The 15016-nt window shown below is 62.1% G+C and carries 14 protein-coding genes; 11 read left to right on the forward strand and 3 right to left on the reverse strand.

Going from position 1 to position 15016, the window contains the following annotated elements:
* The first annotated feature begins 3 nt into the window (after positions 1 to 3).
* From DJ564_RS16010 to DJ564_RS16060, 11 genes are all read left to right on the forward strand, one after another.
* Entirely contained in the window at positions 4 to 639 is a 636-nt protein-coding gene (locus DJ564_RS16010) for a response regulator transcription factor (RefSeq protein ID WP_109631233.1), read from the forward strand.
* Between the two features lie 76 nt (positions 640 to 715).
* Complete coding sequence (locus tag DJ564_RS16015) at positions 716 to 1804, forward strand: AI-2E family transporter (protein ID WP_109631236.1); 1089 nt, start codon at positions 716 to 718, stop codon at positions 1802 to 1804.
* A complete protein-coding gene (locus DJ564_RS16020) occupies positions 1801 to 2532 on the forward strand; it encodes a hypothetical protein (RefSeq protein WP_109631239.1) in 732 nt (243 codons plus the stop codon). The genes DJ564_RS16015 and DJ564_RS16020 overlap by 4 nt, the downstream gene beginning before the upstream one ends.
* Positions 2533 to 2553: 21 nt before the next feature.
* Positions 2554 to 3018, forward strand: coding sequence for a MaoC family dehydratase (locus DJ564_RS16025; RefSeq protein WP_109631242.1), 465 nt, complete (start codon positions 2554 to 2556; stop codon positions 3016 to 3018).
* A gap of 102 nt (positions 3019 to 3120) precedes the next feature.
* Positions 3121 to 4305, forward strand: coding sequence for a patatin-like phospholipase family protein (locus tag DJ564_RS16030; RefSeq protein ID WP_256597417.1), 1185 nt, complete (start codon positions 3121 to 3123; stop codon positions 4303 to 4305).
* 68 nt (positions 4306 to 4373) lie between these two features.
* On the forward strand, positions 4374 to 5663 hold the full coding sequence (locus DJ564_RS16035; protein ID WP_109631247.1) for an FAD-binding oxidoreductase: 1290 nt from the start codon (positions 4374 to 4376) through the stop codon (positions 5661 to 5663).
* Between the two features lie 25 nt (positions 5664 to 5688).
* Complete coding sequence (locus DJ564_RS16040) at positions 5689 to 6243, forward strand: helix-turn-helix domain-containing protein (RefSeq protein WP_109631250.1); 555 nt, start codon at positions 5689 to 5691, stop codon at positions 6241 to 6243.
* A 20-nt stretch (positions 6244 to 6263) separates the two neighbouring features.
* A complete protein-coding gene (locus tag DJ564_RS16045) occupies positions 6264 to 7604 on the forward strand; it encodes a glutamine synthetase family protein (RefSeq protein ID WP_371921920.1) in 1341 nt (446 codons plus the stop codon).
* A 334-nt stretch (positions 7605 to 7938) separates the two neighbouring features.
* Positions 7939 to 10500 carry a nitrite reductase large subunit NirB gene (gene nirB / locus DJ564_RS16050; protein ID WP_109631255.1) on the forward strand — a complete coding sequence of 854 codons (2562 nt, stop codon included), beginning with the start codon at positions 7939 to 7941 and terminating at the stop codon, positions 10498 to 10500.
* Complete coding sequence (gene nirD, locus DJ564_RS16055) at positions 10500 to 10877, forward strand: nitrite reductase small subunit NirD (protein ID WP_109631257.1); 378 nt, start codon at positions 10500 to 10502, stop codon at positions 10875 to 10877. The genes nirB and nirD overlap by 1 nt, the downstream gene beginning before the upstream one ends.
* 27 nt (positions 10878 to 10904) lie before the next feature.
* Positions 10905 to 11345, forward strand: coding sequence for a CBS domain-containing protein (locus DJ564_RS16060; RefSeq protein WP_109631260.1), 441 nt, complete (start codon positions 10905 to 10907; stop codon positions 11343 to 11345).
* Between the two features lie 28 nt (positions 11346 to 11373).
* On the opposite strand, the gene DJ564_RS16065 is transcribed toward DJ564_RS16060, so the two are convergent.
* The 3 genes from DJ564_RS16065 to DJ564_RS16075 form a co-directional block, all read right to left on the reverse strand.
* Entirely contained in the window at positions 11374 to 12018 is a 645-nt protein-coding gene (locus DJ564_RS16065) for an MliC family protein (protein WP_109631263.1), read from the reverse strand.
* A 104-nt stretch (positions 12019 to 12122) separates the two neighbouring features.
* Positions 12123 to 13403 (reverse strand): FAD-binding oxidoreductase, encoded by a 1281-nt coding sequence (locus DJ564_RS16070; protein WP_109631266.1) that lies wholly within the window; start codon positions 13401 to 13403, stop codon positions 12123 to 12125.
* Complete coding sequence (locus tag DJ564_RS16075; protein WP_109631269.1) at positions 13396 to 14979, reverse strand: aldehyde dehydrogenase (NADP(+)); 1584 nt, start codon at positions 14977 to 14979, stop codon at positions 13396 to 13398. The genes DJ564_RS16070 and DJ564_RS16075 overlap by 8 nt, the downstream gene beginning before the upstream one ends.
* Positions 14980 to 15016: the final 37 nt, after the last annotated feature.

Genomic DNA, 15016 nt, shown 5'->3' on the forward strand with positions numbered 1-15016 from the left:
GCAATGGCAGGTGTGACGGAGCACGTGGTGTATGTGGTCGACGATGACCAGGGCATGCTCGATTCAACGGTCTGGCTGCTGGAATCGGTCGGGCTCAAGGCCTTGCCGTTCACCAGCGGCGTGGAGTTTCTCAGTGCCTGCGATGCCACGCTCGATGCCTGCGTGCTGCTCGATGTGCGCATGCCCGGCATGGGCGGTTTGAACGTGCAGGAAGAAATGCGCGCTCGGGAGCTGAACCTGCCGATCATTTTCGTCAGCGGGCATGCCGATGTGCCGATCGTGGTGCGCGCGTTCAAGGCCGGCGCCCATGACTTCATCGAGAAACCCTACAACGAGCAATTGTTGCTGGACAGCGTGCAGCAGGCGCTCAGCAACTGCGCCGCCAACCGTTCGGGCAATCATGGCCATGACGCCTTGCAGGCCCGCTTGCTGACACTGACCCCCCGCGAGCGCGATGTCTTGCTGCCGCTGGTGCAGGGTTACACCACCCGGGAAATCGCCGAGCAACTGGGCGTCAGCGCAAAAACCGTCGACCTGTATCGCTCGCGGGTGATGAAACGCATGCAGGCCAATACCTTGCCGGACCTCGTCGGCATGGCCATCGCCGCCGGGCTGGTCGATCCGTTGAAACTGCGTTGATACCTCGCGCCGGGTATTGAGCGTCTATGCTGGGCTAACCATCCCCACCGTTGCAGTGACCTGCAAGGAGGCATCCGTGGAGCCCACGCCCTTTTCCGAGAAAACGCTCGCACGCACGCTGCTCGATGTGCTGATTCGTGCCGGGTTAATCGCTGTCCTGGTGCTTTTTTGTTTCGAGATATTCAGCCCGTTCCGCGACCTGATGCTGTGGTCGCTGATCCTGGCGATCACCCTCTATCCGCTGCAAGAGCGACTCAGGGGGAGCCACAAACCAGGGCACGTGGCGACGCTGATCATTTTGATCGCAATTGTTATCCTGATGGTGCCGATCTACCTGCTGGGCACCTCGATTGCCGATTCGGTCGAGCGGGCGATGGAAGTCGTCAAGAGTGGCGGCTTTCATATTCCGCCACCGGCCCCGTCAGTCGCCAGTTGGCCGGTGGTCGGCCAGCCGCTCACTGATCTATGGATACAGGCCTCAACCAATCTGCCTGACCTGACGGAGAAGTACATACCGCAGATCAAACACGTCAGCCTGGGCCTGTTGGGCAAACTGGCCGGCGTCGGCATGGGTTTCCTGATGTTCATCGTGGCCTTGATCATCGCCGGAATCTTCATGGCCCATGGTGAAGGCGGCAGCCGCGCCGCCGTTCAGATTGCGTCAAGATTCAGCGGTCCAGTCAAGGGGCATAAAATCGCCGAACTGTGCACCGCGACCATCCGTGCGGTCGCACTGGGCGTGGTGGGTATCGCCTTTATCCAGATGCTGCTGGTCGGGCTCGGTTTTGTCTTCAAGGGCATCCCCGGTGCCGGCCTGTTGGCCTTGGCGGTGCTGCTGCTTGGCATCATGCAGTTGCCAGTGAGCCTGATTACGTTGCCAGTGATTGCCTTTGTCTTCGCCACGGAAGGCGCCAACACCGCGACCATTATTTTCGCCATCTATGTGTTCATCGCCGGCCTGGTGGACAACGTCCTCAAACCTTTGCTGTTGGGGCGCGGTGTCGATGTGCCGATGCCGGTGGTGCTGATTGGCGCCTTGGGCGGCATGGTTACCAGCGGCATCATCGGGCTGTTCATCGGCCCGGTGGTGCTTGCCGTCGGCTATCAATTATTCTGGCAATGGGTGCAGGATCAACCGCCGGAGGTTGGAGGGCCGCCACTATGACTGCGCAGGAAGATGAACTGCTGGATCAGGTGCTGATCGCCCACGGCGGTCTGGAGCGCTGGAACAGTTTCAATACCGTTCGCGCCACGCTGGTGACCGGCGGTTCGCTCTGGGGCGCGAAAGGGCTGACCCAGGACAGCGCCCCTCGCCAGATGACCGTTTGGCTGCATGAACAGAAAGCCTCGGTAACGCCCTTCGGCGGCCCGGATAAACGGACCGCCTATACACCCGACAGAATCGCCATCGAAACCACGGACGGCACGGTGATCGCCGAGCGCCAGGCACCCCGGGAATCCTTCCGCGATCACGACGTAGACACCCCGTGGGACCCACTGCATCGCGCCTACTTCAACGGCTATGCACTCTGGTCCTACCTGACCATGCCTTTCCTGTTTGCCTTGCCCGGTGTGGTGACCGAAGAAATCGAGCCGTGGCAAGAAGGATCACAACACTGGCGCCGCTTGCGGGTGCACTTCCCCGAGCACATCGCCACCCACTGCGCCGTACAGGATTTCTACTTCGGCGCAGACTTTTTGCTGCGTCGACACGACTACAACGTCGACGTCAGTGGCGCCATGCCGGCCGCCCAGTATGTGTCTGACTACATCGAAGCTGACGGGCTGCGCATGCCCGGCAAGCGGCGTGCCTACCGACGCGGGTGGGACGGCCAGGCCAACAAGGATGCGTTGCTGGTGGCCATCGACCTGAGCGAAATCGGCTATTCATAACGCACCGCGGAGGAATGAATCATGACCGTACATTCCTGGGAAAAGCTCTACCTGGATGACCTGAGCCTGGGTCAGCAGTTCGAAAGCGACAGCCTGCGCGTCCATCGCGCCTCAATGCTGGCTTTCGCTCAGGAGTACGACCCACAACCGTTTCACCTCGACCCTGAGGCCGCCGAGATGAGCCTGTTCCGTGGCCTGGCCGCCAGCGGCTGGAACACCGCTGCGTTGACCATGAAACTGCTGGTGGACAGCGTACCGTTGGCGGACGGCATCATCGGGTTAGGCATCGAACTGAGCTGGCCGACACCGACTTACCCCGATGACCTGTTGCACCTGCAATGCACCGTGCAGGCCATCGACCCGTCCAGCACCAAACCCGACCGGGGCGTGGTGACGATGTTCATGGAAACCCTCAATCAGAATGACAAGGTGGTGCAGCGAGCCACTGGCAAACTGTTGGTCTTCAGGAGACCGCCGCCTGACTGAAAAGTAGTTATAGGTTCCAGGGCACGCGCATGATGGCGCAGGCCAGATTTCACCAAGTCAGTCGAGTGCGCTCTGTCGATGGCAGGGACCGGAGGAGGCGTTGTGAAACCATTTCTGCCCAGGCCCAGCGCCTCAACGATGAACATGTTGCGTGAGGGTTGCCTGCAACGCCGTGACGCGGTGCCGCAAGAACTGACGGAACAAGCGGTCATCCCGGGCATCCCGAATGCGCGTTACTGGCTGGACCGGGACCTGACGTCGTTCATCCGGGATGCCAGCCTGGCCAATGATCGCGAGGTCGAGGCGCTCGCCGACACAGAGTTGCCCCCCGACGCGCTGCCACTGGCTTACTACCTGGCCATTTCGGGGGGCGGCGACGCCGGCACCTTTGCGGCGGGCATCATCGCCGGCTGGAGCTTGCATGGGAGCCGACCGCCTTTCAAAGTCGTCACTGGTATCAGCGCGGGCGCCCTGGTCGCACCGTTCGCTTACCTGGGGCCTGAGTACGACAACATCATTCTGGGAATCTGCAGCGCAATCGGTCCGAAAGATGTTTTCCATGCGCGAAGTGTGCTGACCCGCCTGGCCAGCGACGGCATCGCAGACAGCAAGCCGCTGGCGCGCCTCATTGCCAAGTACATCACCGCCGACGTGCTGGCGGCCATCGCCGCGCAATACGCCAAGGGACGGCTGCTGATGATCGGCACCACCGACCTCGATGCCGGACGGCCCGTCACCTGGAACATGGGTGCGATTGCTTCCAGCGGAGCACCGGGCGCGCTGCACCTGTTTCGCAACATCATGATCGCCTCGATGAGCATTCCCGGCGCCGTTTCACCGGTCATGATCGATGTGGAGGTCGACGGGCAACAGTTTCAGGAAATGCACGTCGACGGAGGCGTCCTCACCCAAGTGTTCCTTTACCCGCCGGGCACCGTAATGGCGCTGAACAGCGTGGCCGGCGCGCGTATCCGCCGGGCCCGGCATTTCTACGTCATTCGCAACGGCAAACTGGAGCCGCAGTGGGCCGGCACCAAGCGCCGGACCTTGAGCATCGGCGGCCGGGCCATCAGCACCTTGATCCAGACCCAGGGCATCAGCGACCTCAATCACATCTACCGGATTGCCCAACAGGATGGCGCGGACTTCAATCTGGCGTACATCGGCGGCGATTTTATCTGTCCGCGCAACCAGAAATTCGATGGCGAATACATGAAGCGCCTTTTCGATTACGCCTTCCAACTCAGCACGAAAGGCTATCCGTGGCATAAATCGCCGCACACCTGAGTTGTCCGAATGAAAATTATGCTGTAGTTTTTCATGAAATTATAAAAAGATAATTTCATGAGGCTTGTATGTTTCAGCAGTCCACGCAGCATGTCGCCAGCTATTACGCCCACAGTTGCGCCGATCGCCTGACCACCCGGCCAGCGCTTTGCGGCGAGCAAACCACTGAGGTGGTGATCATCGGCGCCGGCTTCAGCGGTTTGCACACTGCGCTGCGCCTGGCCTTGGCCGGCAAACGCGTGACGCTGCTGGAAGCCAGCCGCGTGGCGTGGGCCGCATCGGGGCGCAATGGCGGGCAGGCGATTCTCGGCTGGTCGTGCGACATGCCGCCCCTGGAAGCGGCGCTGGGCTACGAACGCGCGCGACGGTTGTGGGACGGCATGCGCTGGGCTGCGAAAGAGTTGCGTGAATTGCCGGCGCGTCATGGCTTCGACTGTGATTATCGCGCCGGCCATTTGTGGACATCGGTGATGCCCCGTCGGGTCGGTCTGCTCACCGAGTGGCAGCGCGAAGCCAGTCACAAGTGGGGCCACGATGGCTTGCAGTTCATCCATCGTGAGCAACTGCCGGAATGGGTGGCCAGCGAGCGTTATCAGGCCGGACTCTATGACCCCGAGGGGGGGCATCTTAATCCGTTGAAACTGGCCCTCGGCCTGGCCACCGCCATCGAACATGCGGGCGGGCGTATCCATGAACAAAGCCAGGCGTTGAGTTACCGAGAGGAGGGCGGTCAGTTCCGGGTGCACACCGAGCTCGGGTCCATTCGCGCGGATGTGCTGGTGCTGGCCTGCAATGCCTATCTTGATCGGCTCGACCCGCAACTCGCCAGTTGCGTGTTGCCGGTAGGGACTTACCAAGTCGCCACCGCACCGCTGACAGCCGAGCAGGCCACGGCGCTGTTGCCGAGCAATGTCTGCGTCACCGACAACCAGTTCGTTCTCGACTATTTCCGTCGTACGCCGGACAACCGCTTGCTGTTCGGCGGCGGCTGCACTTACCTGGGCGGCATGCCCAAGGACATTGCCGGTGCGACCCGGCCATTTCTGGAACGGGTTTTCCCGCAGCTCAAAGGCGTCGAGCTGGAATTCGCCTGGGGCGGGCATATCGACCTGACGCTTAAACGCACGCCGGACATTGGCCGTTGGGGTGATCGCTACTGGCTTCAGGGTTACTCCGGGCATGGCGTACTGCCGACGCTGGCCGCCGCCCGCGCCGTGTCCGACGCGATTCTCGGCCAGAGCGATGAACTGGCGTTGTATCAGGGCTTGAGTAACCCCAGCTTCCCCGGCGGTAAATACCTGGCCGCGCCGCTGGAAGCCATCGGCAAGGCGTGGTATCGACTGCGCGACAGCATCTGATGAATCACTTGGCGGAATTCCGGGCATGAACAAGCAAGAAGAAATCGCTGCGCTGGCGATCCTTATTCACGACCTGCGCAAGCACAAGAAATACACCTTGAAGGACTTGGCCGACCAGATCGGTCGTTCCGTCGGCTTTCTGTCACAGGTCGAACGCGGCCTGTCACGGCCCACCGTGGCCGACCTGACGGCGATCAGCGAAACCCTGGGCGTGCCGACCACTTACTTCTACAGCCTGCCCAAACCCAAGGAACTGCCGTGGGTCACCCGGCCGGATGAACGCCGTACGCTGTATTACGCCAATGGCATCACCGACATTCTGGTGTCGCCGAAGATGCGGGCGTCATTTTCCATGCTCGAAAGTCACCTCGAAGCCGGCGCCAGCAGTGGCGAGCGGCACTTGAGTGACAGCTCGGAGCAGGGCGGTTACGTGCTCGAAGGCGAGTTGACGCTGTGGCTGGGCGATGACGAGGCCGTCACCTTGCAGGCCGGCGACAGCTTTCAGTTCGACAGCCATACCCGTTGCCGCTACGGCAACCTCACCGAGCAGCTCACGCGAGTGCTCTGGGTCTACACCTGACAACCACAATAGGACCAACCATGATGGACGCTGATCTGCTGGCCGAGGTGCGCGCCTTTCGCCAACGCCACCCTGATGTACGTTATGTCGACCTGATTTCCCTGGACATTCCGGGGCACTTCTACGGCAAGCGCTATCCCGTTGAAATGCTGGAAAAGGTCGCGGCCGGCAGCGCGCTGAAGCTGCCGCAAAACTGCGTGCTGCTGGGTGTACAAGGTGGATTGTTCAAGATTGGCGACTACTGCTTTAACGACGGCGACCCGGATGCGCTGCGCCGCCTGGTGCCGGGCACACTCAAACCGGTGAGCTGGGAAGCGCAACCGCTGGGGCAAATGCTGATCACCTCGGACGGCACCGAGCAACCGATCGTGTTCGAACCGCGCCAGGTGCTGGCGCAGGTGTTGGACCGGCTCGCCGGCAAGGGCATTCATCCGGTGGTGGCATTCGAACTCGAGTTCTATCTGTTCGATAAAAAGCTGCGCGACGGGCTGCCGCAGTTTCCCCGGGATGACCTGACCGACGATGCCGACGATCAACCGAACATGCACATCGAGCGCCTGTCGCGCTTTGCGCCGGTGCTTGATGACATGGTCGAGACGTCGCAGGCGCAAGGCATCGACACCACGGTGATCACCGCCGAACTCGGCCCGGGCCAGTTCGAAATCAATTTCGGCCATCTCGACGATGGTTTGCGTGCGGCGGACTGGGCGGCGTTGTTTTGTCGCAGCACCCGTGGCGTGGCCCTGAAACACGGCTACCGCGCCAGCTTCATGGCCAAGCCTTACTTGCAGCACCCGGGCAGCGGCATGCATGTACACGTCAGCCTTTATGACGCCGCCGGCAATAACATTCTCGCGGCGAATCAGCAGCAATCACTGCGTCATGCCGTGGCGGGATGCCTGGAACTGCTGCCGCATTGCATGCCGATCTTCGCACCGAACCAGAATGCTTTTCGTCGTCTGGGCGGCACGACTAACATCGCCACGCGGGCGAGCTGGGGCTTCGAGGATCGTGATGCGTGCCTGCGCATTCCGGAATCCGATGCGAAAAACCTGCGCATCGAACATCGCCTGTCGGGTGCCGATGCCAACCCGTATCTGGTGCTGGCGGCGATTCTGGTGGGACTCGAACATGGCCTGGAAGCGGGCAACGAACCGATCCTGCCGCTTAACGAAGACCGCAGCAGCGGGGTCGACTTTCCGCTGGAGATGCTCGAAGCGGTGCGCGCCATGCAGCATCAACCGCAGTTGCGCGAAGGGCTGGGGGCGGAGTTCGTCGACGTGTATTGCGAGAACAAGCGCCAGGATCATCTGGCGTTCATGCAGGAGATCAGTGCCCGGGAGTATCGCTGGTATCTGTAATGCACTTTTATAAAGCTTTCGTGGTGCGTCATGCACTACGCCAAGGCAGAAACGGCAGAACCGATCCCTGACAAACCCCGGCGCAAGCCTTAAAACACTGATATTCAGCGCTTGGCACAATCGCTGCATTACATCGATCAGGCCCACCGTAAACGCAGTCGAGTGGGCAGCCCCCTCGGTCAACGACGATCGATTCGTGGGCAACATCGGTGGGTCAGGCATAGACGTCTGGTTTCAACACCGCAAAAGAACAGGCAAAGACGCCTGGAACCGCAAGGTTTCAGGCGTTTTTTTTTGCTTTTTGAACCGTGATGGGCTTAGCCGGGTGCTTCTTATGAATTCCAATGTGGCCGCGTTGAACAAGCTGCAAACGCTGATCGTGATCGGTAACGGCATGGTCGGACACCATTGTGTCGAACAGCTGATCGAGCGCGGGGCGCTTGATCACTATCGGCTGCACGTCTTCAGCGAGGAGCCGATGCGTGCCTACGACCGGGTGCACCTTTCCGAATACTTCACCGGCCGTGATGCCGAATCGCTCGCCTTGGGTGAAGCTTCGCTGTACCAGACTCCGGGTGTCACCTTGCATTTGGGTGTGCCGGTCCTGGAAATCGACCGCGCCCGACGCCAGCTGGTCACCGCCCAAGGCTGCGTCGCTTACGACAAATTGGTCCTGGCCACCGGGTCCTATCCGTTTGTGCCGCCGATCGAAGGCGCCGAGGGCGATTCGCGCCTGGTGTACCGCACCCTTGAAGACCTCGATGCGATCCGTGCCGCTGCGTCCAATGCCCGACGCGGCGTGGTCGTCGGCGGTGGCTTGCTCGGGCTGGAAGCCGCCAACGCCCTGAAAAGCCTGGGCCTGGAAGCCCACGTGGTGGAATTCGCCCCGCGCCTGATGCCGGTGCAGCTGGACGAGCAGGGCGGCCGTGCGCTCAAGGCACAGATCGAACGCCTCGGCGTCGGTGTGCACCTGTCACGCGGCACTCAATCGATCAGCGCCGGCGAGGAATACCGCTATCGGATGAATTTCGCCAATGACGAATTCCTTGAAACCGACCTGATCGTGTTTTCCGCCGGTATCCGCGCCCAAGACACCTTGGCCCGCCAGTGCTCGCTGGAAGTCGGCCCGCGTGGCGGTGTGGTGATTGACAACCAATGCCTGACCAGCGATCCGCACATCTACGCGATCGGCGAGTGCGCCGCGTGGAACGGCAGCATCTTTGGCCTGGTCGCCCCGGGTTACCAGATGGCCCGCGGTGTTGCTGCACTGTTGTGCAACGAAGCCGCCGAGCCGTTCATGGGCGCGGACATGTCGACCAAGCTCAAGCTGCTGGGCGTCGACGTCGGCTCCATCGGCGATGCGCACGGCAGCACGCCGGGCTCGCGCAGTTATCAGTTCATCGACGAAACCACCGCCAGCTATCGCCGCCTGGTGGTCGATGCGACCGGCAAACACGTGCTCGGCGCGGTGCTGGTTGGTGACAACAGCTATTACGACACGCTGCTGCAATACATGCAGAACGCGATCGCACTGCCGGCGGAACCTGCGAGCCTGATTCTGCCGTCGTCCGAAGGCGCGCCAACCCTGGGCCCGGGCGCATTGCCCGAGTCGGCCACGGTGTGCTCGTGCCACAACGTCACCAAGGGTTCCATCTGCTCGGCCATCGACGGTGGCTGCACCGACCTCGGCCTGCTCAAGTCGCAAACCAAGGCCTGCACCGGTTGCGGCGGTTGTGCCGGGTTGCTCAAGCAAGTGTTCGAGCATGAGCTGATCGCCCGTGGCGTCAGCGTCGACAAGAGCCTGTGCGAACACTTTGCCTACACTCGCCAGGAGCTTTACGCGCTGGTACGGGTTGAAGGCGTGATCACCTTCGAAGAACTGCTGGCCAAGCATGGCCGTGGCCACACCGGTTGCGACGTCTGCAAGCCGGCGGTGGGCTCGATCCTCGCGTCGTGCTGGAACCAGCCGATCATGGACGCCTCACTCGTGCCGTTGCAGGACACCAACGACACCTTCATGGCCAACATGCAGAAAAACGGCACCTATTCGGTGGTGCCGCGCATCCCCGGTGGCGAGATCACCGCCGACAAACTGATCGCCATCGGCGTGGTGGCGAAGAAATACGACCTCTACACCAAAATCACTGGCGGCCAGCGCATCGACCTGTTTGGCGCGCAGTTGCACGAGTTGCCGGACATCTGGGCCGAGCTGATTGAAGCGGGCTTCGAAACCGGGCATGCCTACGGTAAATCGACTCGCACGGTGAAGTCCTGCGTCGGCAGCACCTGGTGCCGTTACGGCGTGCAGGACAGCGTGCAAATGGCGCTGACCATCGAGGATCGCTACAAAGGCCTGCGCTCGCCGCACAAGCTCAAGTTCGCGGTGTCCGGTTGCACCCGTGAATGCGCCGAAGCCCAGAGCAAAGACGTCGGCGTGATCGCCACCGAGAAAGGCTGGAACCTTTACATCGCCGGCAACGGCGGCATGCGCCCACGTCACGCCGAGCTGTTTGCCACTGACCTGGACGATGAAACCCTGATCCGCTACATCGACCGCTTCCTGATGTTCTACATCCGCACCGCCGACAAATTGCAGCGCACTTCGGTATGGCGTGAAAGCCTGGAAGGCGGCCTCGATTTCCTCAAGGACGTGATCATCCACGACAGCCTTGGCCTGGGTGAAGAACTCGAATCGCAGATGCAGTTGGTGGTCGACCGTTATGAATGCGAGTGGGCCAACGCCCTCAAGGACCCGGAAAAACTCAAGCGTTTCCGTACCTTCGTTAACGATAAACGCCCGGACCCGGACATCCACTTTGTCCAGGAACGCGGCCAGCGGCGCCCGATCATGGCCGCCGAACTCAACCTTATCCCTGTCACCGAGGAGATTGCCTGATGAGCCAGCCCACTACCCGCCGCATCGCTTCCCTGGAAACCGCCGACGCTTGGCAAACCGTGTGCGAACAACAGGACCTGGTCAGCAACTCCGGCGTGGTCGTGTGGCTTGACGGCGCGCAAGTGGCGCTGTTCTACCTGCCCGGCGCTGAGGGCAAGACCCTTTTCGCCATCGACAACCATGACCCGCAATCCGGGGCGAATGTCATCGGCCGCGGCCTGGTCGGCAGCATCAAGGGCGATCTGGTGGTTGCGTCGCCGATCTACAAACAGCATTTCCGGCTTGAGGACGGCAGTTGCCTGGAGTACCCGCAACAGCGTTTGCGGGTCTGGCCAGTGCGGTTGAACGGCGGGGTGGTGGAAGTCGGGGTGGTTTGACGGTCATTAACGGCATTGGAGGCAAGTATGAAAACAGCCGCACAGCTGCTCAAACTCAAGGTCGTGCAAAACCGTCAGGTGCATAGCATCGCGCCTGACGAAATGGTGCTGGACGCATTGAAGCTCATGGCCGAAAAGAACGTCGGGGCACTTCCCGTCATCGAGAAAGGCCAGGTGGTCGGGGTGATCAGCGAGCGCGATTACGCCCGCAAGGTCGTGTTGCAGGGACGTTCTTCGGTGGGCACGCCGGTGCGTGACATCATGAGCGCGCCGGTGGTGACGGCGCCGAGTCAGCAGAGCATCGAGCGCTGCATGGAAGTCATGACCGACAGCCATCTGCGTCATTTGCCGGTGGTGGACGACGGTGAACTGATCGGCCTGTTGTCGATTGGCGATCTGGTCAAGGAAGCCATCGTCGAGCAGGCCGATCTGATTCGGCAGCTGGAGCATTACATTCGCGGGCACTGAAACGGTGGGTGGTCTTGCGCCAAGGCCATCAGCCGACCGGCTCGACGGTACAACTCATTTCCCGTGAGCCTGGTTTCTGGAAAAGCACCACGCCGCCGTCCTGCCAGAAACTGTAGTTGCCCTGGTAATCCTTGCCGGTATAGCGGGTGCCTGATTCGCTCGGTACCTGGTTCAGGGTGATCGCGGTGTTGGCCCATTTCAGGTACACGACACCCGGTTGTGTGCTGAAGAAGGTGGCGGCAATCAACGCGTTGAACCCCGCACAACGATACGCGAGGGGGCCTTCGGTGAGTCGGTCCGGGTCCTTGGTCCGGACAATGGCCGAGCCTTGGCGCAGCTGGTGCGCACGTTCGGCATAACTGCGGATGACGCAGCCTTTTTGCTCCGGTCCCGAGGCACACTCGTTGCGGGCCGCGATCCAGAACTGCTGGTCGATGATGATGCTGTCCGGGGGCGGCACTGAGCGTTGATCCGTGAGCGCGAGGCGATAAAGGCGCGTCAGTTCATTGTCCATCTGCATCAGTTGCGGATCACGACAGATCAGCTTTTCGACGGAGGCCTTTGCCTGGGCACAATCGATGCCGGGAGGGGGGGCTGCATTGGCGCAGGTGCTCACCGCCGCGCACACGCTGGCAGCGAGCAGACAGGTGAAAAGGGCCGTGACCGTTTTCATGTTGGCTTCACCCAGATCATTGCTTGATGCCCGGATTGCCGTGGGTGTACGCAGTGTAAGTCAGTGCTCAAAACTTGCCACACCCGCCCGGCGGCGGGTGTGCCTCAGAATCGATCCAGACGGTACGGATCAATGGCTGGTAACCCATCGGCAGCGGTCGCCGGCGAAGCCAGTTGCGCGATGAGTTCGGCAGTGACCGCGGCCTGCGTCAGGCCCAGGTGCTGGTGACCGAAGGCGAGCAGCACCTTGCCGTCGCACACCCGGTCGATGATCGGAAGGGAGTCCGGCAAGGACGGGCGAAACCCCATCCATGGTGTCGCCGCCTCAGCGCTCAAGTCGCGCTTGAACAGGCCGTCACTCAGCCGGTGCAACTGCCAGGCGCGTTCCATCACCGCAGGCCGGTCAAGGCCGGCGAACTCGACGGTGCCGGCCAATCGCAGTCCATCGGCCATCGGGGTCATGATGAACTTGCGCTCCAGCGAGGTGACGGCGAACGGCAGCCGTCCGTGTTCATGGGGCAACATCAGGTGATAGCCGCGCTCGGTATCCAGCGGCACCTTTTTACCGGTCAGCGCTGCCGTCAGCTTCGCGGAGTGCGCGCCGCAGGCAATCAAGGTCTGGCGGGCGGTTAATCGGCCCTGGTCGGTGATGAGCGAGACGCCGTTCTCCTGCAGGTTTGCGCCCAGAACCTGCTGCTTGAGGAAATGCACGCCGCCGGCCTTGGCGGCATGGACCAGTTCGCAAACCACCCGGTAAGGGTCGAGAAAATGCCCGGTGCGCGGAAAGAACAGCCCGCCCTGAATCAGCTCGCTGAGTTGTGGCGCGGCCTCGCGTACGGCGTTGGCGTCCCAAAAGTCGACCGGCACCTGTTGATGACGCATCCGTGCCTCTAGCGCTTCGATCGCCTGACGCGAGTCGGCGCGCTCGAACACCAGCAACGAACCGTCCTCACGCAGCAGATCGGGGCGGGCAATGTCCCCCAGCAGACGGTGCCAGGCGCCAAGACTGCTTTCATTGAGCGCACGGATACCGGCCACGGTCCGCTGGAAGGGAGCCGGGCGCAGATTCAGCAACAGGCGCGTGAACCAGGGCAGGGCGCGCGGCAGGTATTTCCAGTCCAGGCGCAGCGGGCCCATCGGGTCCATGAGCATGCCGGGCAGGCGCTTGAGGATGGACAGGTCGGCGATTGGAAACACCTGTTCGGTCGCCAGATGCCCGGCATTGCCGAACGAGGCTCCCCGGCCGGGGTCCTGCTGGTCGATGACCACCACCCGCAGACCCTGGCGTGCCAGTCGCAGGGCGCAGGCGACGCCGATGATGCCGGCGCCGACCACGGCGACATCCGCGTTGTCGTGCGGGTTGTTTGCAGCGGGGGAGTCAGACATTTTCCTGGGTTTCCCTCTGGCCATCGAGCAGGCGACGCAACTGCAACGGATTGCTGTGCTTGAGCGCGGCAGGCAACAGGGAATCCGGGAAATCCTGATAGCAGACTGGCCGCAGGAACCGCAGAATGGCCGCCGTGCCGACCGAGGTCGTGCGCGAGTCGGAAGTAGCCGGGAAGGGACCGCCGTGGACCATGGCGTCGCACACCTCGACACCGGTTGGCCAGCCATTGACCAGCAGGCGACCGGCCTTGCGTTCCAGTGCAGGCAATAACGCTTGGGCGCTTGGCAGATCGGCGTCATCCAGGTGCAGGGTGGCGGTCAACTGACCTTCAAGGTGTTCGATGACCTGATGAATTTCGTGGTCGTCGGCACATTGCACGATCAGCGATGCAGCACCGAACATTTCTGCCTGCAACATCGTGTCGGCAAGGAAATCCTGTGCCTGAGTGACGAACAGATGGGCCTGGCACTGGTTCGGCGTTTCACCCTCAAGGCCGTTGGCGGACGCCTCGACACGTTGAAGCATCGAACCGACGCCTGCCTCATAAGCTTTGAAGATCCCGGGCGTGAGCATGGTCTGCGCGGGGCTGCGCCGGACGAGGTCCGCCGCCGCGTTGATGAAACGATCAAGGGCCGGACCTAGACGGGCAATCACCAGGCCGGGGTTGGTGCAGAACTGTCCAGCGCCTTGGGTCAGGGAGGCGACAAACCCTTGGGCCAACGCTTCGGCGCGGGATTCCAGGGCAGTCGGGAACAGCAACACCGGGTTTATCGAGCTCATTTCCGCGTACACCGGAATGGGTTCGGGACGTGCCTGGGCCGCCTGGCACAACGCGATGCCGCCACTGCGCGAACCGGTGAAACCCACAGCCTTGATACGCGAATCGGTGACCAGGGCGATTCCGACTTCGCGGCCGGAACCGAACAGCAGCGAAAACACACCTTCGTGCAGCGCACATTTCGCCACGGCCCGGGTCACCGCGCGGCCCACCAGTTCGCTGGTGCCGGGGTGCGCGCCATGGGCCTTGACGATCACCGGACAACCGGCGGCCAATGCCGACGCGGTGTCACCGCCAGCGACCGAGAACGCCAGCGGAAAATTGCTCGCGCCGAACACGGCCACCGGCCCCAGCGGCACCTGCCGCTGACGCAGGTCCGGGCGCGGCAGGGGTTGGCGTTCAGGCAGCGCTGTGTCGACCCGAACATCCAGCCATTCGCCGGCCCGCACGGTGCGGGCAAAGGTGCGCAGTTGCTGGCAGGTGCGGCCACGCTCACCCTGGATACGCGGGCGCGGCAGGCCTGTCTCGGCGACAGCCCGCTCGATCAGCTCATCGCCCACGGCTTCGATTTCATCGGCAATCGCTTCGAGGAACTGCGCGCGTGCAGCCAGTGATGTTTCGCGATAGCTGTCGAAGGCTGAACTCGCCAGAGCGCAGGCTTGTTCGACATGCTCGTGGGTACCACCGGGATAGGCCGGTTCGAGCGGTTTGTCGGTGGCGGGATTGATCGCCCGGATCGCTTCGCGAGTGCCGGTAATGGCGTGCTGACCAATCAGCATCTGGCCTGTCAGAGTCATGGCGCTTTCCTGGAAAAGAGGGTGGCCCGCTGTGGTT

Origin of the sequence: Pseudomonas sp. 31-12 (genome assembly GCF_003151075.1) — a bacterium.
In the GTDB taxonomy this organism is placed as follows: Bacteria; Pseudomonadota; Gammaproteobacteria; order Pseudomonadales; family Pseudomonadaceae; genus Aquipseudomonas.

Coding starts and splice junctions, on each gene's coding strand:
- DJ564_RS16010 (WP_109631233.1), top strand. CDS start 4: ATGGCAGGTGTGACGGAGCACGTGGTGTATGTGGTCGACGATGACCAG.
- DJ564_RS16020 (WP_109631239.1), top strand. CDS start 1,801: ATGACTGCGCAGGAAGATGAACTGCTGGATCAGGTGCTGATCGCCCAC.
- DJ564_RS16025 (WP_109631242.1), top strand. CDS start 2,554: ATGACCGTACATTCCTGGGAAAAGCTCTACCTGGATGACCTGAGCCTG.
- DJ564_RS16035 (WP_109631247.1), top strand. CDS start 4,374: ATGTTTCAGCAGTCCACGCAGCATGTCGCCAGCTATTACGCCCACAGT.
- DJ564_RS16040 (WP_109631250.1), top strand. CDS start 5,689: ATGAACAAGCAAGAAGAAATCGCTGCGCTGGCGATCCTTATTCACGAC.
- DJ564_RS16045 (WP_371921920.1), top strand. CDS start 6,264: ATGATGGACGCTGATCTGCTGGCCGAGGTGCGCGCCTTTCGCCAACGC.
- nirB (WP_109631255.1), top strand. CDS start 7,939: ATGAATTCCAATGTGGCCGCGTTGAACAAGCTGCAAACGCTGATCGTG.
- nirD (WP_109631257.1), top strand. CDS start 10,500: ATGAGCCAGCCCACTACCCGCCGCATCGCTTCCCTGGAAACCGCCGAC.
- DJ564_RS16060 (WP_109631260.1), top strand. CDS start 10,905: ATGAAAACAGCCGCACAGCTGCTCAAACTCAAGGTCGTGCAAAACCGT.
- DJ564_RS16065 (WP_109631263.1), bottom strand. CDS start 12,018: ATGAAAACGGTCACGGCCCTTTTCACCTGTCTGCTCGCTGCCAGCGTG.
- DJ564_RS16070 (WP_109631266.1), bottom strand. CDS start 13,403: ATGTCTGACTCCCCCGCTGCAAACAACCCGCACGACAACGCGGATGTC.
- DJ564_RS16075 (WP_109631269.1), bottom strand. CDS start 14,979: ATGACTCTGACAGGCCAGATGCTGATTGGTCAGCACGCCATTACCGGC.